The following is a 17,588-nucleotide window of genomic DNA, read 5'->3' on the forward strand; positions in this document are numbered from 1 at the left end:
CGAGGTCGTGGCCCGTACGCTTGTGGCTCGGGGCCGTTCGAGTGTCGCTCACGCGGCTCTCTTGAATTTCGCAGAGGGCAGATCTAGAAGCGAACCGCTTCGTCGCCAGCGGCGCACCGCCCTCGTTGGAGAGGCGTATATGGGAAGCATCGGTTTCGTGTCAAGCACCTTTGGTGAAAGAACCTGCTAATTCCATTGCCGGCTTGGCATCGTGCTGCGTTCCCCAGGTTTCAGCCAGATCGAGCCATGTTGGCTGCAGGGACGGGGTTACGACAGCAATGCTCGTTTCCGGTTAATCCACAGCCTGTGCCCTTCCCGAGAGACGGGTGACAGTTCATTCCGGAGACATGGGTTACACTTTCGGACCAGATCCCTGTAAGCCGGGTTCTGTCGAGGGCTGCCATTCCTCTTGGACGCCTGTCGCCAGGCGCCTCCTTGCCCGCCACCAAAGCCCTCCCCGACACCGGTCACAGGGCACTTCTTGCGGTTGCTTCCCCACCCTGTCGCCCGTTTCACCCGTCCCGACTGGGACGGCTCGTCTCTGTTGCCGTGGCTCGCCTTACGGCGGGCAGGCATTACCTGCTGGGGTGTGTCGGCGAAGCCCGGACTTTCCTCGCTCTGCGACATCCGTCGCTTATGCGCGGCAGCCTGGAGATCTGGTCTCTTCTGGTGGAACGGCTGGACATGATCCCAGCGCTCTCACCATGAAAATTCGAGCCGCACAGGGCCAGGAGTTAACTATCCCCATGCAGCGGAACCGTCTCCGGTCCAGCTATATGGGAACAAAACGGGAAAGTTCAAGGATCACACGCCCCATGTCCCGGTCTGCCAAGGGGCATTCATGCAAACGAGAACGGAGCCCGACGGTTCCGGCGGATCTGCGTGGCAGCGCGGCCAAACCGGCTGGAACCATTCGGCTCGGCTGTTAGTTCCATCAGCGAGGAACGGACCGCCGAGCGAGCGTCGCAGCGCGACAGGCCTGAGGTCCTCAACAAATCTTCCAGGCCAATATCGCTCTACGTCCGCAGGTAGCCGTTCTGGGCACGAACAGGGAGATTCGCCATGAAAGTCGCTGAGATAATGACCCCCAACGTCCACCTCGCCAGTCCTAACGAGTCACTGCAGAAAATCGCGAAACGAATGGCGGTTGACGATGTCGGATTTCTGCCCGTCGGAGAAAACGACCGACTCGTCGGAACAATCACCGACCGTGACATCGTCGTACGTGCCGTCGCCGAAGGCAAGGACGGCAACGCGACAGTCCGCGACGTGATGACCGAGGATGTCAAATACTGCTTCGAGGACGAAGATATTGAGCACGTCGTCCAGAACATGGGTGATATCCAGGTCAGGCGGTTGCCTGTCCTCAACCGCGACAAGCGCCTGGTGGGTGTGGTATCGCTCGCGGACGCGGCGCTGAAGGAAGATCCGGCAACCGTCGGAATCGCGATGTCCGGCGTTGTCGTACCCGGCGGCGCACACGCGACGTAAAAAATCCCCGCGGGCACGCAGACGGGATCGGACGGACGACCTGCCGAGCGGCGCCGTCGGCATTGGCCAAACGGCGAGCGCATCTGGTGATCTCTGCCGCCCGCGTCGATCGGCCGGTGAGCCCAGCCGGGGCCCCTATCAACGTTACACCGATTTAATGTGCAAGCGAGCGGGAGAATTGCCATAAAGCTTTGATATCGACGAGTCATCCTGCGTGTCGGAGTGTGCCGTCGCGTCTACTTCACCTTGGGACCCGTAGGCGGTATATTTGCCAACCGGAGCGCCGATGGCCACCTGGAAACAGATCGTTTTTGCACTTGTGATCCTCGTCGCGGCTGCGGCCGCCTGGGTTCGCTTTTTTCCAGGCGCGCCCGATGTGCTGGCGCGCTGGGGCATCGACTGGGCTTATGCCGCGACGCCACCAACGGGCGCCGTCGATAAGGCCGGCCAAGCAGGCAGCAGCAACGCCGCCGGTCAGCGGGTGACTATCGTCGCATTGCCGGCGGCCGCTGCCATCATCAACGATCGCCTGCAGGCGATCGGCACCGGCCGCGCCAACGCCTCGGTGACGGTCAATCCCTACAGTTCCGGCCGCCTCGTCGAATTCCTGGTCGAATCCGGCGCCCATGTCGAAAAGGGGCAGGTCATCGCCACCCTCGATTCCGACACCGAGGTGATCGCACAGGACCGCGCCAAGGTTGCCTTGCAGGACGCGCAGGCCAAACTCGACCGGGTCAAATCACTGCGCGCTTCCAACGCTGCGACAGCGGTCGCCGTTGCCGATGCCGAAGTGGTGCTTGCCAATGCCAGGCTGGCGCTTCGCGATGCGGAACTGGCCTTGCAGCGCCGCTCGATCGTCGCGCCGATTGCCGGCGTCGTCGGCATCCTGCCGATATCAGCCGGCAACTATGTGACCAGCCAGTCGGCGGTCGCCACCCTCGACGACCGCTCCAGCATACTGGTCGAGTTCTGGGTGCCGGAGCGCTTCGCCGCCGCCGTCAAGATCGGCGCACAATTGTCTGCGACGCCGATTGCCAACCCCAACAAAGCCTATACCGGTACGGTCTCCGCCATCGACAACCACATCGATGAAGCCAGCCGTACCCTTCTGGTCAAGGCAAAGATCGCCAATCCGGCCGATTCGCTGCGTGCCGGCATGTCCTTCCAGATCTCCATGAAATTCCCCGGCGACAGCTATCCGGCGGTCAGTCCGCTGGCGATCCAGTGGGGTTCGGACGGTGCCTATGTCTGGGCCATCGTGGACGGCAAGGCCAAGCGGGTGGCCGTGCGCATTATCCAGCGCAACACCGAGACCGTGCTGATCGACGCCCCGATCGTCAGCGGCGACATGGTGGTGACCGAGGGCACCCAGAGCGTCAGCGAAGGCGGCGCGGTCGCCATCGCCGGCGAAGAACAGCGCGCCGCGGACGCCGACGGCTGATGACCGCAACCAACAACGCCGCCAGCGATACAGGCTTCACCGCACTGTTCATCCGAAGGCCGGTGATGGCCTTGGTCTTGAACACGCTGATCGCGGTCGCCGGCCTTGCTGCCTTCTACGGTGTCGAGGTCCGCGAACTGCCGGATGTCGATCGCGCCGTCGTCACCGTTAACACGACCTTTGAAGGCGCTGCGGCCGAGACCGTCGACCGCGAATTGACCGACGTGATCGAGGGCGCGGTCGCCCGTGTCTCCGGTGTGAAGTCGATCTCGTCCACCTCGTCCTTCGGCACGAGCCGCGTCACCATCGAATTCAACGACGGCGTCGACCTCGACGTCGCCGCCTCCGATGTGCGCGATGGCATTGGCCGCGTCGTCGACCAGATGCCTGACACGGCGGATGCGCCGCGCATCGTCAAGGCCGACGCCAATTCCGAGCCGGTGATGCGGCTGGCTGTCACCTCCGACACCATGTCGGTGCAGGACATGACGGTGCTGGTCCAGGACCAGATCGAGGACGAGCTTGCCGCCGTGCCCGGCGTTGCCGACGTCCAGGTCTATGGCGACCGCGACAAGATCTTCCGCATCGATGTCGACCAGAACAAACTTGCCAGCCTGGGCTTCACCGTCGCCGACCTGAGGACAGCGCTGGCTTCGGTCGCTTTCGATTCGCCGGCGGGTTCGATCACCACGACCAACCAGGACCTGATCGTGCGTCCGACGGCGGACGTGACCACGCCGGAGGAGTTCGAAAACATCATCATCGGCGGCACGACCCGCATCCGCGACGTCGCCACCGTCACGCTCGGCCCCGACATCGGCCAGACCACATTGCGTTCGAACGGCAAGACCGGCATTGGTCTCGGCATCATCCGCCAGGCGGAATCGAACACGCTGGATATTTCGACCGGCGTCAGGGCCGCGGTCGCCTCGCTGCAGGCGGATCTGCCTCAGGGCATGTCAATCAAGGTCACCAGCGACGATGCGGTCTTCGTCAACGGCGCGGTGCATGAAGTCGAGATCGCACTCGGCCTGTCCGTCTCCATCGTGCTGATCGTCATCTACGTGTTTCTCCTCGACTGGCGCGCGACGCTCATTCCGGGGCTTGCGATGCCGGTCGCGATGATCGGGACGATCGCCGCCATCTATCTCGCCGGCTTCTCGGTCAACATATTGACGCTGCTCGCGCTGGTGCTGGCGACGGGCCTGGTCGTCGACGACGCCATCGTCGTTCTGGAAAACATCGTGCGACGACGCAACGAAGGCATGGGGCCACGCGCCGCGGCCGTGCTTGGCGCCCAGGAAGTGTTCTTCGCCGTCATCGCCACGACGCTGACGCTGGTCGCCGTCTTCGTGCCGATCTCCTTCCTGCCCGGCCAGACCGGCGGTCTGTTTCGCGAATTCGGCTTTGTTCTCGCGATATCGGTGCTTCTGTCCGCCGTCGTGGCGCTCACCCTTTGTCCGATGCTTGCCTCGCGCATGCTGTCGGCCGCGCCGCTTCACCACGAAGGCAGCAGCGGCATCGGCGCCCGCATTGGCGGCGCGCTGAACAGGCTCTACCGGCGCTGCCTGCGCATCTGCCTCGACGCGCCGTGGATCGTGCTTCTGGTCGCGCTGCTGTTTGCAGCCACCGCCTTCACGCTATTCGGCACGATCCGCCAGGAACTGACGCCGACCGAGGACCGTGCCGTCGTGCTCATGCGCGTCGACGCGCCGCAAGGCGTCAGCCTCGACTACACGACCGAGCAGATGCAGAAGATCGAAAAACTGATCCAGCCGCTGCGCGATTCCGGCGAAATCCGCAACACCTTCGAGAGCGCTGGCCGGAACGGCGCCTACAATGCCGGCTTCATGGTAATGACGCTGGCGCCATGGGACGAGCGCGACCGCAGCCAACAGCAGATCATGGCCGACATCAGCCGGCTCACCCGGCAGGTGCCGAGCGTGCGCGTCTTTCCCATGCAGCCCAACAGCCTCGGTATTCGCGGCGCCGGCAACGGCCTGCAGGTCGCGCTGGTCGGCAACAACCGCGCCGCGCTCGACGACGCTGCGGTGAAGATCATCGCGGAAATGCAGAAGGGCCCCGGCTTCCAGTCGCCCCGGCTCTCCGTCGACCCGACGCAGCCCCAGCTTTCCGTCGCCATCGACCGCGAGCGCGCTTCCGACCTCGGCATCGACATCACCGGGCTTGCCGATACCTTCCAGACCATGCTCGACGGCAATGATGTCGTCGATGTCTATATCGCCGACCGCAGCTACGGGGTGAAGCTCGTCTCGACGACCAACCCGATCAACGATCCGACCGATTTGGAGAACATCTTCCTGAAGACGGCTGACGGCCGCTTCGTGCCGATGTCGACCATCGCCACGCTGACCGAGCGCGCCGTGCCGCCCTCGCTGACCCGCGAGCAGCAGCAGCCGTCGGTGGCGATCACCTCCAACCTCAGCGGCGATTTCGCGCTCGGCCAGGCGCTCACCCGCGCCGAGGCAATCGCCACGCCGCTTTTGCCGCCGGGCAGCCGCATCGTGCCGTTGGCCGAGGCGGCGACGCTGGGCGAGACCAACAGCGCCATGATCACCATCTTCGGCTTCTCGCTGGTCATCATCCTTTTGGTGCTCGCCGCTCAGTTCGAGAGCTTCGTCAGCGCGGTCATCATCATGGCGACGGTGCCGCTCGGCCTTGCCTGCGCGATCTTTGCCCTTTTGCTCAGCGGCACCAGCCTCAACGCCTACAGCCAGATCGGCCTGGTGCTGCTGGTCGGCGTGATGGCCAAGAACGGCATCCTGATCGTCGAGTTCGCCAATCAGTTGCGCGACCGCGGGCTCGGCGTGCGCGAGGCTATCGAGCAAGCCTCTACCATCCGGCTGCGGCCGGTGATGATGACGATGATCTGCACCGTGCTCGGCGGCGTGCCGCTGGTGCTGGCGAGCGGCGCCGGCGCCGAGGCGCGCATTGCGCTCGGCTGGGTGATCGTCGGCGGTCTGGGGCTGGCCACCGTCTCGACGCTGTTCCTGACGCCGGTCGCCTATCTCCTGCTCGGCCGCTTCGTCACGCCGAAGGTGGAAGAGGCATCGCGGCTGAAGCGCGAGCTCGAGGAAGCCGCCTACACCAATGTCGACCCGGCGGAGTAGGGTCAGGCCGCCTTCAGCATCGCGGCGGGAAGGTGTTCTCGAGCATCCAGCACCTCCATTCCGACGATGTGGCCTTCAGCATCATAGTCGAGGACTATGCCTGCAGAAACTTCCTCGCTTTCCTGGATCGCCTCCGAGGAGAAACGGATGTAGGCAGCATTAGCTTCCGGTCATATTCGAGTTTGAGCGTCATTTCGGCCTTCTCGCCCCGCGACCGAAGTAGACAGACAGTATACGGATTTCCTCAGGCGTTACCACACAGACGACGCGCAGGATGCGATCGCCATTTTCGGGCACCCGCTTGTACAGACGTATCACCGAGGTGTCTTTCACATCCGCCGCTTGCCAATTTGGTTCCCACACAGCACGTTCGATCCAGAGTTTGTCGAGCGACCGTTCACGAATGACGGTCTCGGCATGGTTGGTATACAGCAGCGGGCGTTTCGCAATCATTCGGCAGCTAGATCCCGATGCACACCGTGCCGCCGGTCGTGGCGGAGTCAGCCATCACGAGCTCCATCGCCTCGGTTCTGGCACTTTACCCGCGGCAGGGATGATCGTACTTCGGTTAGCCTTGTCAACGCGAGCCTTTTGCTGGGCGAGGCAAGGACGCGCAGAGGAGTTGCGATGAGCTATCTGGATGAGCTGTTTTCGGTGGCCGGCAAGACGGCGCTGGTGACCGGGGCTGCGACCGGTCTCGGCCGCATGGCGGCAACCGCTTTGGTCAGGGCCGGCGCTACCGTGATGATCGCCTCGCGCAAGGGCGAGGATTGCATCAGGGTTGCCGGCGAACTGAACGGCCTCGGCGGCACTGGCCGGGCCGAAGGCTTTGCCGGCGATGTCTCCAGCGAGGCTGGCATCGCAGCGCTGGTCGATGAGGTCAAGGGGCGGACCGAGCGGCTGAACATCCTGGTCAACAATGCCGGCGTTTCTTGGGGCGCGCCGCTGGAAAGCTTCCCCTACCATGCCTGGGCCAAGGTGTTCGGCGTCAACGTCACCGCCGTCTTCCATCTGACGCGCGAGCTTCTGCCGCTGCTCGACGCCGCCGCCAGCGATGCCGATCCGGCCCGGGTGATCAATCTGGGCTCGGTGATGGGCACGCAGCCGCTGGCCGACGACGCCTATTCATACTCTGCCTCGAAAGCCGCGGTTCATCATCTGACACGCACGTTGGCGATCGAGTTCGCCGCCCGCCGCATCACCGTCAACGCCTTCGCCCCCGGCCCCTTCCGGAGCCGGATGACCGCCTTCGCCACGGCGACCGAGGACCAGGCAAGACATGTCGGCGGCCACGTTCCGATCGGCCGCATCGGCGCGCCGGATGACATTGCCGGCGCAACGCTCTATTTGTGCAGCCGAGCCGGCAGCTATGTCACCGGCGCCATCCTGCCAATCGATGGCGGGCAGTCGGTGCAGCATGGGCTGACACTGTTCAAGGAATGAAGCCGCTCGCGTCCCGGACGGTTGAAATGGAGGACATCAGCGTGGAACCGATCAGTCTCGATGTGCTTCTGGCAAGCGTCGGCAAGGAGGTCGGCGTGTCGCCGTGGCGGGTGGTCTCGCAGCGCATGATCGACCAGTTCGCCGATGCCACCGACGACCACCAGTTCATCCATTGCGATCCGGAGCGCGCCAAGCGCGAGACGCCGTTCGGCGGCACCATCGCGCATGGTTTCCTGTCGCTTTCGCTTTTGTCGGCGATGACCTTCGAGACCATGCCGCCGCTCGAAAACAGCAAGATGGGCGTCAATCATGGCTTCGATTCGCTGCGCTTCCTGGCGCCGGTGAAGACCGGCGCGCGCATCCGCACCCGTTTCGTGCTGGCCGACGTCAAGGTCAGGCCGTCGGGCTGGGTGCAGACGGCGCACGATGTGACCATCGAGATCGAGGGCTCGAAAAAACCGGCGCTGACCGCACGCTGGCTGACGCTGACATTGATCGAACGCCAGCCAGAGGCGGCATGAGTGGCGAACGCTAGTAACCCTGTTGCGGCGATCATCTTGTCCAGTTCCGTACAGCGTATATAAATTGGCCAGTCACCAACAACCCAAGGCAAGACGTAAATTGCCGCTCAGCGTCCAGACACGCCGCGAGAAACAAAAGGCCGAACTGCGCTCCGAGCTTGTCGATGCGGCGCATAAGCTCGTGCAGGAGGAAGGCTATGAAGGCCTCACCATCCGCAAGCTGGCGAAGCGCGTCGGCTATGCACCGATGTCGGTCTATTCCTATTTTGCCGACAAGCAGGACATCTTGTTCGCGCTGGCGGAGGATGCGTTCGAGACTCTGGCCAAGCGCATCGAGGATCACCCGGCCGACGATCCGATCGAGGCGCTGCAGGTGGTGATGACCGAATACGCGGCCTTCGGCCTTGGCAACCCCAACGAATATCGCACGATATTCATGACCGAAAAGGTCAAGCCCCCGGAAGGCAGGACCTTCGCCGAGATGCAAGAGGGCAATCCGTTGATGAAAGTGCTGATCAAAAGGGTCGAGGCCTGCGTTGCCGCCGGCAGGCTTAAGGGCGATCCGCGCGCCATTGCCACCATGCTGTGGGCGGTCGGCCACGGCACGATCTCGCTGCTGATCACCTTTCCCTTCTATCCGTTCGGCGACCAGCAGGCTTTCGTGAAGCGGATGTGCGACTTCACGCTTGCCGCGTTGGCGACGCAGGACGTGCCGCCGCTGACCGAAACACCGGTCAACTGCTGAAGGGTTCCTTCGGTTTCGGATAGCTGAAGATCTTGTACGGCACGGGTGAACGGCGCCGCGTGCGCAACTCGGCGCGCTGGCGCGCGATGCGATTCCCAGCACCCACATAAAATTTTTCGTACATGTACGACTTCTGGCTTGAACCCTCTGATTGCCGGGTGTATATGTACGCTGTACCGTACTTGTACGGTAAATTCAGCGGTTGAACTGGAGACAGAAGATGAGAAATCCGATCTTCGCCCTCGCGGCCGTCCTGGCATTCTCGGGCGCGGCTTTCGCCGGCCAGAACCAGCCCGGCAAGCAGGCGCCGGCCGCAGCCTGCGCCGACACCAACATCGAGCTCGATTGCGGCGCGACCGGATCGGTCGAAAAGTCGGGCTCGGCCACTCGCAATGGCTCGACTGAAAACAAGGGCCCGCGGCTCGGCATCGACATCGATCCGTGGATCGTGCCAAGCACGTTCTGAGGTTCGAAGACAAAAGGGCGGCAGGAAATCCTGACCGCCCGTTTTCGTGGCCATTTCAGCCCGGCGCCGCTGGAGCCCGATGGAAGCTATTTCCTTCGCTTCTTCATTCCGGCCACGATCTTGGCCTTGCCGGGTCTTGCGGGAGCACCGGAAATGGAGGTCCCGGTGATCGACACCGGATCACTGGCCGGAAACGTGTCCTCAAGCCCTTCCTCGAGTTCCTCTTCAATGTTTGGTTCTTGGTGCTGCTCGTGTTCGAACGAGCGCACGGCCGGCGTCTTCTGGACCGGTGGATTCGGCGCCGATTTCGACGGCATCGACATTCTCCCTCGACTTGCTCCGGCAACGGCCGAGCGCAGCGAGTATTCCTAAGCCGCTGCGTCGCCTGCCGCCTCCGACAGGAAAGTAAAGACATAATCGGAAAAGGAACGCCAGCATTCAACCCGGAACGCATCGGTTGCGGTGCGCAACAGCACAATCTCGACCTTGCCCAGAATGGTGCGCGACGCCGCGCCTACCGGAAAGGCGTCAAGCGACAGATCCTGCGGGCAGCCTGAATTGATTGTTGCCGCAGCCGCCGGGCCGATAACCGATATGGCGACGTTGCGATGTGAGACGCCGACCGCCGAATGCAGCACGGCCACCTCAGCGCAGTCGGCGAGCGGATCTTTTGCCGCCTCGTCGATGACCAGCCATTCGTCTGGCCCAAGCCACAATGCCGTGCGCCCGGCCTTTGCCGCCGAGGTTTTGGGTTTTTGCGGCAGGATCACGCCGAGCGCCTTCGAAAGCGCAGCGACCGAGGCGTCCGGCGCGCGCAGCGAAATGCGCACCGCGGGTGGCAAGATGGCAAGCGTGACGCCGGTTGCGGAAAGCTCCTGACCGGCGAGAGCCGGGCGGCGTTCGACCGACGGAGCAGCGGCGGTAGATTTCTTCGCGGCAGCCTTAGCCATTGAGGCGCCCCCCCTTCTCGTCGAAGAACACCATGCCGGTGACCTCCACCTCGATCGTCCCGTTGGGCATCGGCACGTAAAGCGTCTCGCCCATCCGATCGCGGCCGCCGGCAACCAGGGCCAGCGCGATCGAGCGGCCGCAATTTTCCGACCAATAGCTCGAGGTGACATGGCCGATCATGGTCATCGGGATCGCCTGCTTCGGATCGCCGACCAGTTGCGCGCCTTCTTCCAGCACCACCTTAGGATCCTTGGTCTTCAGGCCGACCAGCTGCTTGCGGCCCTTGGCGACAAGGTCCGGCCGCGCCATGCCTCGAATGCCGACGAAATCGGTCTTCTTCTTGCCGACCGCCCAATCGAGACCGGCATCGTTAGGCGTTACCGTGCCGTCGGTGTCCTGGCCGACGATGATGTAGCCCTTTTCGGCGCGCAGCACGTGCATCGCCTCGGTGCCGTAGGCACAGGCGCTGTGCTTCTGGCCCTCGTCCCACAGCGCTTCCCAGACGGCCTGGCCGTAATCGGCGGGCACATTGACCTCGAAGCCGCGCTCGCCGGTGAATGACATCCGGAACAGCCTTGTCGGCACGCCGCAGATCTTGCCTTCGCGCACCGACATATGCGGCAGCGCCTCGTCCGACATGTCGATGCCCTCGACCAGCGGCGCGATGATTTCCCGCGACTTCGGCCCCTGCACGGCGATCACCGCCCACTGCTCGGTGATCGAGGTCAGCCAGACATTGAGATGCGGGAACTCGGTCTGGAGGTAATCCTCCATATGGTTCATGACGCGCGGCGCACCGCCCGTCGTTGTCGTTACATGGAAACGGTCGGGTGCAAGCCTGCCAACGACACCGTCGTCATAGATGAAACCGTCCTCGCGCAGCATGATACCATAGCGGCAACGACCGGGCTCCAGTTTCTCCCACGGATTGGTGTAGAGCAGTTCCATGAATTTGGCCGCATCCGGCCCAACCACCTCGATCTTGCCCAGCGTCGAGGCGTCGAACAGACCGGCCGTCTTGCGCACCGTGACACACTCACGATCGACAGCGGCGTGCATGTCCTGGCCCGCCTTCGGAAAATACCAGGCGCGCTTCCACTGGCCGACATCCTCGAACACCGCACCTTGAGCCTCGGCCCAGGGATGGATCGCCGTCTGGCGGGTCGGGTCGAAGAGCGGACCCCGCGCGTGTCCGACGATCGAGCCGAAGGTGACGGGCGTGTAAGGCGCCCGGAAGGTCGTCAGGCCGACTTGCGGGATCGGCTTGCCCAGCGTCTCGGCTGCAATGGCCAGGCCATGCATGTTCGAGGTCTTGCCCTGGTCGGTCGCCATACCGTTGGTGGTGAAGCGCTTGACGTGCTCGATCGAACGCATGCCTTCATGCACGGCCTGGCGGATGTCCTTGGCGGTGACGTCGTTCTGAAAATCGACAAAGGCCTTTACCGTCGTGTCCGCACCGGCGCCGGGCGCCGCACCCAGCATACCGCGCGACCAGCTCTCACTGGCATCGACCTTCGGCTTGGTTCCCTTGACGGTGTTGGCGCCGGCATCCTTGAGGCCCGCATCCTTGGCCGCCATGGCGCCCGCTGCATAGGCCTCGTCGATCGTCGCCGACAGCCCGTCCGTGCCGTTGCAGGCGCCGACGGAAACGCAGTCCTGCGCATAGATACCGGGCACGAAGCGCTTGGTCTCGTCATTGAAGGCGACCTTGCCGCGCGACTGCGAGAACAGATGCACCGACGGCGTCCAGCCGGCCGACATCAGGATCGCGTCGACCGGGATGGTGCGCTCGCCGCCGCCGTTCTTCGGCTGCACGGTCATCGACGACACCCGCAATTTGCCGCCGGCGCGGATTACCGCGCGGCCGAAATTGACCTCGATGCCGAGCGCCCTCGCCTCGTCGATCACCGGCCCGGTCGGATTGTCGCGCAGATCGACTATCGCCGCCACGCCGACGCCCGCCTTCTTCAGGTCGATCGCCGCCGCATAGGCGGAATCATTGGCCGTATAGACGCCGACATTCCTGCCGACCGCGACGCCGTAATGGTTGAGATAGGTGCGCGCCGCTGACGCCAGCATGATGCCCGGCCGGTCGTTGTCGGCAAAGACCATATGCCGCTCGATGGCGCCGGTCGCCAGCACCACGCGGCTGGCGCGGACTTGCCACAGCCGCTCGCGCGGCAGCTCGCGGCCGGGGTTCTGCAAATGATCGCTGATGCGCTCGACCAGCCCGACGAAATTCTGCGCGTAATAGCCGAAGGCCGTGGTGCGGGACAGCACGCGGACATTATCCATGGCCTTGAGCGTCGCGACTGCACCTTGCGCCCAGGCAAAACCGTCCTGGCCGTCGATCTTCGCGCCGCTCTCGAAGCGCAGGCTGCCGCCGAAATCCGCCTGCTCGTCGGCAAGGATGACGCGCACGCCGGTTTCGGCCGCGGCAAGTGCTGCGGCGATGCCGGCGGCACCTCCGCCCAGCACCAGCACGTCGCAATGGGCGTAGCGCGCCGAATAATGGTCGGGATCCGGCTGGTCGGGGGCGACGCCGAGGCCGGCGGCGGCACGGATCTTCGGCTCGTAGAGGTTTTTCCAGGCGGACTTCGGCCACATGAAGGTCTTATAGTAGAAGCCGGCCGAAAGCAGCGGCGAGGCGACGTCGCCGACCGCACTGACGTCGAAGGAAAGCGACGGCCAGCGGTTCTGCGACTGTGCCGTCAGCCCGTCATAGAGCTCCTGCACGGTGGCGCGGACATTGGGTGTCTTCCTGGAGGAGTCGCGCTTGATCTCAACCAGCGCGTTGGGCTCTTCCGCCCCAGCGGACAGGAAGCCGCGCGGCCGGTGGTATTTGAACGAACGGCCGACCAGATGGACGCCGTTGGCGAGCAGCGCCGAGGCCAGCGTATCGCCTTCGACACCGGCGTAGGACCGGCCGTCGAAGCTGAAGCGCGCCGTTTCTGCCGGCTTGAGGCGCCCGGCGCCGGGAATGCGGAACGCTGCGATCATTCGGAGGCTCCCGGTAGCTTCGCCGGCTTCGGCTCGCCGGCCTTGTAGGTCATCAGGAACCTGTCGCTGACGGTATCGCGCACGGCATTGAAGAACCGCGCGCAGCCATGCATGTGCCGCCAGCGCTCATAGATAATGCCTTTGGGATTCGAGCGGATGAAGAAGAACTTTTCGAAGTCGTCATCGCTTGTCGCGGCCATATCTGCCGAACGCGCAATATGCGCCTCGCCGGCGTTGCGGAATTCGAGTTCCGGACGCTCTTCCTCGCAATAGGGGCAGCGTATGAGAAGCATGGTTGTTCCTACAATTCGCCATGGCCGACGCGGGCGCCGACCGGTTGATCGCAAAGCCGCTGGCCCAACATCACCAAGCGGGCCATCATCAGTGCGCCACCGCTGCCGCTGCCGCCTCGTCGATGAGGCGGCCGGTGCGGAAGCGCTCGATGGTGAAGGGCGCGTTGATCGGGTGCGGATCGTCCCTGGCGATGGTGTGGGCAAAGACATGACCCGAGCCCGGCGTCGCCTTGAAGCCGCCGGTGCCCCAGCCGCAATTGACAAAGAGGCCGGGCACCGGCGTCTTGGCCAGGATCGGCGAGCGATCGGGCGTCACGTCGACGATGCCGCCCCACGAGCGCAGCATCTTCATGCGCGTGAACATCGGGAACATCTCGCAGATGGCATCGAGCGTGTGCTGCAGGATATGCAAGCCGCCGGTCTGCGAATAGGAGATATATTGGTCGGTGCCGGCGCCGATGACCAGCTCGCCCTTGTCGGACTGCGAGATATAGGCGTGCACCGTGTTCGACATCACCACGCAGGGGAATACCGGCTTGACCGGCTCCGACACCAGCGCCTGCAGCGGATAGCTTTCCAGCGGCATGCGCACGCCGGCCATGTTCATGATGACGGACGAATGGCCGGCCGCAACGACACCGACTTTCTTGGCGCCGATGAAGCCGCGCGTCGTCTCGACGCCGGTGACCGCGCCGTTCGGCGCCCGCTTGACGCCGGTGACCTCGCAATTTTGGATGATGTGGACGCCGCGCGCCGAAGCGCCGCGCGCATAGCCCCAGGCGACGGCATCGTGGCGCGCCGTGCCGCCGCGACGCTGCAGGGTCGCGCCCATCACCGGATAGCGGGCATCGCGCGAAATGTTGAGCGGCGGGCAGAATTCCTTGGCGGCTTCCGGCGTCAGCCATTCGTTGTCGATGCCGTTCAGCCGGTTGGCATGGACGTGGCGTTTCAGCACCTGGATGTCGTGCACATTGTGCGCCAGCATCATCACGCCGCGCGGCGAATACATGACGTTGTAGTTGAGCTCCTGGCTCAGCCCATCCCACAGTTTTAGCGCATGGTCGTAGATGCCGGCGCTCTCGTCATAAAGATAGTTGGAGCGGATGATGGTGGTGTTGCGGCCGGTATTGCCGCCGCCGAGCCAGCCCTTTTCCAGCACGGCGACATTGGTGATGCCGTGCACCGTGGCGAGATAATAGGCGGTGGCCAGGCCATGGCCGCCGGCGCCGACGATGATGACGTCGTACTCCTTCTTCGGCTCGGGTGAAGACCACTGCTCCTCCCAGCCCTTGTGGCCGCGCATGGCCTCGCGGGCGATGGCGAATACAGAGTATTTTTTCAACGTTCTGGCCTCGCAGATAGCGGCCTGGCATCCAATCGAGCCCGGCGCGCGAGGTGTATCACTAGCGAAACAGCGCTGCCACCCTTGCGCTGTTTGCGACGGCGCTTGCCGTTTTGCGCCGCGACAAAAAAGACCCGCGCGATCCGGCCGGGCCGACGCTGCATCCGGAACGCCTTCGCAGGTATCGGGTGGCTCGCGCCACCTCGATCTGCGACCAAGCATCCGATTGCCGGCGAAAGCTGGCGCGAAAAAAGGATGCAAAAAAATGCTCGCTCTCGCGGCGGCAATTCCGGCATCGGCCGCGCTACGGCAAAACTCTTTGCCGAGGAAGGCGCCAAGGTGGTCGTCGCTGCCCGTCGCCAGGCAGAGCTGGACGCGCTCGTCACGGAAATCGAGGAGGCCGACGGCACCGCCATTGCTCTTGCCGGCGACGTCCGCGACGAGGCCTATGCCAAGGCCCTTGTCGACCTTGCGGTCGGCCGGTTCGGCGGGTTGGACATCGCCTTCAACAACGCCGGCTCCGTCGGCAAGACGGGTTCGATTTCGGAGTTGTCGCTGGAGGGATGGCGAGAGACGCTCGACACCAACCTGACCAGCGCATTCCTTGGTGCAAAATATCAGGTGCCGGCGATGGTCGAACGCGGCGGCGGATCGCTGATCTTCACCTCTACCTTCGTCGGCCACACGGTCGGCTTGCCCGGCATGACCAGCTATGCCGCAAGCAAGGCCGGGCTGATCGGATTGACGCAGGTGCTTGCCGCCGAATATGGCGCCAAAGGCGTGCGGGTCAACGCACTTTTGCCGGGCGGCACCGACACGCCTTCGGCAACGTTCAAGACCCCTGAATCGCGAGCCTTCGTCGAAAACCTGCATGCCTTGAAGCGGGTCGCCGAGCCTGAGGAGATCGCCCGCTCAGCGCTCTATCTGGCGTCGGATGCATCGAGCTTCACCACCGGATCCGCGCTGTTTGCCGATGGCGGCGTCTCGATCAGCCGGACGTGAGGCGTTTCCCGCGTGGGCGAGCAAGCGGCAATGTCGCAAAAAGCGGTCTTGCTTTCCAGCGCGATTTGGCGATTTCTTCGGACACTTCTGTTCGAACACGGGCCTAAAACATGCTGCTGATCAGGACCTACATCGCTGCTAGCGCAATCGAGGGCGTCGGCGTGTTCGCCGCCGAGCCGATCAGCAAGGGAGCGTCGATCTGGCAGCTCGATCCGGATTTCGACCGGCTGATCCCGATGGAAAAATATGAGGCGGCGCCGCCGCACCTCAGAGAATTGCTCGACAGATATGCCTATCCAAGCCCCGACCGGCCCGGATTCATGGTCTATGAAGTCGACAATGGCCGCTTTATGAACCATTCCGAAAGGCCGAATACGGATTTTTCGCAGTATGGCGGGGCGACCACGATCCGCGACATAGCCGCGGGCGAGGAAATAACCTGCGACTACGGCGAGTTCTTCGAGGATTTCGAGCGGCTTCATTTGGCCACAGCATCATAGCGGTCCGGTTTGCGTCTGTGGAGGAGCATCGCACAGCCCGGAGCGGCGATCGGCTCCGGGCCACATTTCCATTCCCAGATTAGTTCCGGTGGGCGTGCGGCTCGTCGGTGTGGCGGCCGTCATACTGCAGGTCCAGCTCGCGAATCGCCTCCTTGCCTTTCTTCGGATCGACAAGCCTGAGAAGCGCGTCGATCTTGGCCTCCATCCGGTCGGTGCTCTCCTTCGATTGCGGCGATCCGACGAAGAGCAGGAACGCCAAGCCACCCACCTGCCAGAGCAGCTGCAGGAATTCCGACTGCCAGTTCTCGAGCGTGTCGCGGCTCATCTCGATCAGATAGCCGCCAAACTCGGGCGGCTGGCCGAGCGCTTGCTGCTCGTCGAGATAGGCGAACCAGCCGAAAACCCAGTGGCCGACGATCGAAATGATGAAGAAGCCGAGGGTAATCCAGGCATAGCTGTAAGCCCGCCACACCGAAGGTCGTTTCACGTTGCCCGCCGGCCTGTTGTCCTCATCGTTTGGCATTGTCGCTGTCCGACCCCGAGCGAGCCAGGAACTGCTCCGTAGTCGCGGGCAGCTTGTTTTTCAGCCACTCGGCCATCGCCTCCTCCTCACGCAGATTTTCCTCGCAGGCCCGGGCGACTTCTGTTTCGCCTAGGGATTCTGCGGCTGCAATGAGGATCGTGTAGGAGGCGATCTCCATATGCTCGAAGGTGTAGCTCGCCAGTGAGCCTTTCATCACCTCGTCGCCGGCGAAGACGCCGCTTAGCGACTGCGCCATCGCCAGCAGCTTGCCGCCGGCGTCCTTCAGCGTGGATGTATCCTCGCCCATTCTTTCGAGGCAGGTTCTGAGGCGCGCGGCTTGCCCTCTCGTCTCGTTGAGGTGCAGGCTGATGCGCTCACGGAGTTCGGGATAACTCTCCAGCCGGCTCAGCTGGCCGTTCAGCATGGTTTCGGCCTGCTCCTCCATCGCATGCGCGTCCCTGAGCCACTGGACGAGCCATTCACGGGTCTCTGACATCGGTTTTCTCCTGTGCTTGCGTATGCGAAACAACCATGGGGAACGAGGTTTGTTCCTTCGTCGATAAAGCCGGGCGGACCGTTTTGCCGGATTAAGGCAGCAAGAATTTATCGGTGGCGGAGAAAACGCCGCGATCGCTCTCATCGGCGCGGAGAGCCCGCCCGAGAAGGTAAATCTACTACCAGGGGTCGTAATTCCTTGCTTTTTGACGGCAGTTATGCTATTGATTTGCGCATGGTGCTG

Annotated in this window: 19 protein-coding genes and 1 other RNA gene; 9 read left to right on the plus strand and 11 right to left on the minus strand. The window is 63.5% G+C overall.

Annotated features, from left to right (window positions below):
• Positions 1-361: 361 nt before the first annotated feature.
• Positions 362-660: RNase P RNA component class A (gene rnpB, locus NKH12_RS18760), an RNA gene on the minus strand.
• Between the two features lie 402 nt (positions 661-1,062).
• Between rnpB and NKH12_RS18765 the strand changes: the two genes are divergently transcribed.
• The 3 genes from NKH12_RS18765 (at position 1,063) to NKH12_RS18775 (ending at position 6,063) form a co-directional block, all read left to right on the plus strand.
• Positions 1,063-1,491: a CBS domain-containing protein gene (locus tag NKH12_RS18765; RefSeq protein WP_352954497.1), complete on the plus strand. Its 429-nt coding sequence runs from the start codon at positions 1,063-1,065 to the stop codon at positions 1,489-1,491.
• Between the two features lie 286 nt (positions 1,492-1,777).
• Positions 1,778-2,932, plus strand: coding sequence for an efflux RND transporter periplasmic adaptor subunit (locus NKH12_RS18770; RefSeq protein WP_352954498.1), 1,155 nt, complete (start codon positions 1,778-1,780; stop codon positions 2,930-2,932).
• Positions 2,932-6,063: an efflux RND transporter permease subunit gene (locus tag NKH12_RS18775; RefSeq protein ID WP_352954499.1), complete on the plus strand. Its 3,132-nt coding sequence runs from the start codon at positions 2,932-2,934 to the stop codon at positions 6,061-6,063. The genes NKH12_RS18770 and NKH12_RS18775 overlap by 1 nt, the downstream gene beginning before the upstream one ends.
• 2 nt (positions 6,064-6,065) lie before the next feature.
• Here NKH12_RS18775 and NKH12_RS18780 read toward each other — a convergent pair whose 3' ends face one another.
• Positions 6,066-6,212 (minus strand): DUF2283 domain-containing protein, encoded by a 147-nt coding sequence (locus tag NKH12_RS18780; protein WP_502910814.1) that lies wholly within the window; start codon positions 6,210-6,212, stop codon positions 6,066-6,068.
• Positions 6,213-6,252: 40 nt separating this feature from the next.
• Positions 6,253-6,516: a DUF4258 domain-containing protein gene (locus NKH12_RS18785; RefSeq protein ID WP_352954500.1), complete on the minus strand. Its 264-nt coding sequence runs from the start codon at positions 6,514-6,516 to the stop codon at positions 6,253-6,255.
• A gap of 174 nt (positions 6,517-6,690) precedes the next feature.
• Between NKH12_RS18785 and NKH12_RS18790 the strand changes: the two genes are divergently transcribed.
• The 3 genes from NKH12_RS18790 to NKH12_RS18800 all read left to right on the plus strand — a co-directional run bounded on the left by NKH12_RS18790 (position 6,691) and on the right by NKH12_RS18800 (position 8,772).
• Positions 6,691-7,506 carry an SDR family oxidoreductase gene (locus tag NKH12_RS18790; RefSeq protein WP_352954501.1) on the plus strand — a complete coding sequence of 272 codons (816 nt, stop codon included), beginning with the start codon at positions 6,691-6,693 and terminating at the stop codon, positions 7,504-7,506.
• 26 nt (positions 7,507-7,532) lie between these two features.
• Positions 7,533-8,027, plus strand: a complete 495-nt coding sequence (locus NKH12_RS18795) for a MaoC family dehydratase (RefSeq protein WP_029348059.1) — start codon at positions 7,533-7,535, stop codon at positions 8,025-8,027.
• Positions 8,028-8,127: 100 nt separating this feature from the next.
• A complete protein-coding gene (locus tag NKH12_RS18800) occupies positions 8,128-8,772 on the plus strand; it encodes a TetR/AcrR family transcriptional regulator (protein WP_352954502.1) in 645 nt (214 codons plus the stop codon).
• Here the strand turns inward: NKH12_RS18800 and NKH12_RS18805 are convergent.
• Positions 8,762-8,896, minus strand: coding sequence for a hypothetical protein (locus tag NKH12_RS18805; RefSeq protein WP_352954503.1), 135 nt, complete (start codon positions 8,894-8,896; stop codon positions 8,762-8,764). The genes NKH12_RS18800 and NKH12_RS18805 overlap by 11 nt on opposite strands.
• A 96-nt stretch (positions 8,897-8,992) precedes the next feature.
• On the opposite strand from NKH12_RS18805, the gene NKH12_RS18810 reads away from it, so the two are divergent.
• Positions 8,993-9,238, plus strand: a complete 246-nt coding sequence (locus NKH12_RS18810; RefSeq protein WP_352954504.1) for a DUF680 domain-containing protein — start codon at positions 8,993-8,995, stop codon at positions 9,236-9,238.
• Positions 9,239-9,324: 86 nt separating this feature from the next.
• On the opposite strand, the gene NKH12_RS18815 is transcribed toward NKH12_RS18810, so the two are convergent.
• From NKH12_RS18815 to NKH12_RS18835, 5 genes are all read right to left on the minus strand, one after another.
• A complete protein-coding gene (locus NKH12_RS18815) occupies positions 9,325-9,555 on the minus strand; it encodes a hypothetical protein (RefSeq protein WP_292182999.1) in 231 nt (76 codons plus the stop codon).
• Positions 9,556-9,606: 51 nt separating this feature from the next.
• Positions 9,607-10,188 (minus strand): sarcosine oxidase subunit gamma, encoded by a 582-nt coding sequence (locus NKH12_RS18820; protein WP_352954505.1) that lies wholly within the window; start codon positions 10,186-10,188, stop codon positions 9,607-9,609.
• A complete protein-coding gene (locus tag NKH12_RS18825; RefSeq protein ID WP_352954506.1) occupies positions 10,181-13,189 on the minus strand; it encodes a sarcosine oxidase subunit alpha in 3,009 nt (1,002 codons plus the stop codon). The genes NKH12_RS18820 and NKH12_RS18825 overlap by 8 nt, the downstream gene beginning before the upstream one ends.
• Positions 13,186-13,482, minus strand: a complete 297-nt coding sequence (locus NKH12_RS18830) for a sarcosine oxidase subunit delta (protein WP_023797525.1) — start codon at positions 13,480-13,482, stop codon at positions 13,186-13,188. Before NKH12_RS18830 ends, NKH12_RS18825 begins: the two co-directional genes overlap by 4 nt.
• Positions 13,483-13,570: 88 nt before the next feature.
• Positions 13,571-14,824, minus strand: a complete 1,254-nt coding sequence (locus NKH12_RS18835; RefSeq protein WP_352954507.1) for a sarcosine oxidase subunit beta — start codon at positions 14,822-14,824, stop codon at positions 13,571-13,573.
• A 255-nt stretch (positions 14,825-15,079) separates the two neighbouring features.
• On the opposite strand from NKH12_RS18835, the gene NKH12_RS18840 reads away from it, so the two are divergent.
• Positions 15,080-15,826 (plus strand): SDR family oxidoreductase, encoded by a 747-nt coding sequence (locus tag NKH12_RS18840; RefSeq protein WP_352954509.1) that lies wholly within the window; start codon positions 15,080-15,082, stop codon positions 15,824-15,826.
• A gap of 110 nt (positions 15,827-15,936) precedes the next feature.
• A complete protein-coding gene (locus NKH12_RS18845; protein ID WP_352954510.1) occupies positions 15,937-16,326 on the plus strand; it encodes an SET domain-containing protein in 390 nt (129 codons plus the stop codon).
• Positions 16,327-16,405: 79 nt separating this feature from the next.
• Here NKH12_RS18845 and NKH12_RS18850 read toward each other — a convergent pair whose 3' ends face one another.
• Positions 16,406-16,849 carry a DUF6766 family protein gene (locus NKH12_RS18850; protein WP_352954511.1) on the minus strand — a complete coding sequence of 148 codons (444 nt, stop codon included), beginning with the start codon at positions 16,847-16,849 and terminating at the stop codon, positions 16,406-16,408.
• Positions 16,836-17,345: a ferritin-like domain-containing protein gene (locus tag NKH12_RS18855; RefSeq protein ID WP_352954512.1), complete on the minus strand. Its 510-nt coding sequence runs from the start codon at positions 17,343-17,345 to the stop codon at positions 16,836-16,838. The genes NKH12_RS18850 and NKH12_RS18855 overlap by 14 nt, the downstream gene beginning before the upstream one ends.
• Between the last annotated feature and the right edge of the window lie 243 nt (positions 17,346-17,588).

The organism is Mesorhizobium sp. M1322 (assembly GCF_040318085.1).
In the GTDB taxonomy this organism is placed as follows: Bacteria; Pseudomonadota; Alphaproteobacteria; order Rhizobiales; family Rhizobiaceae; genus Mesorhizobium.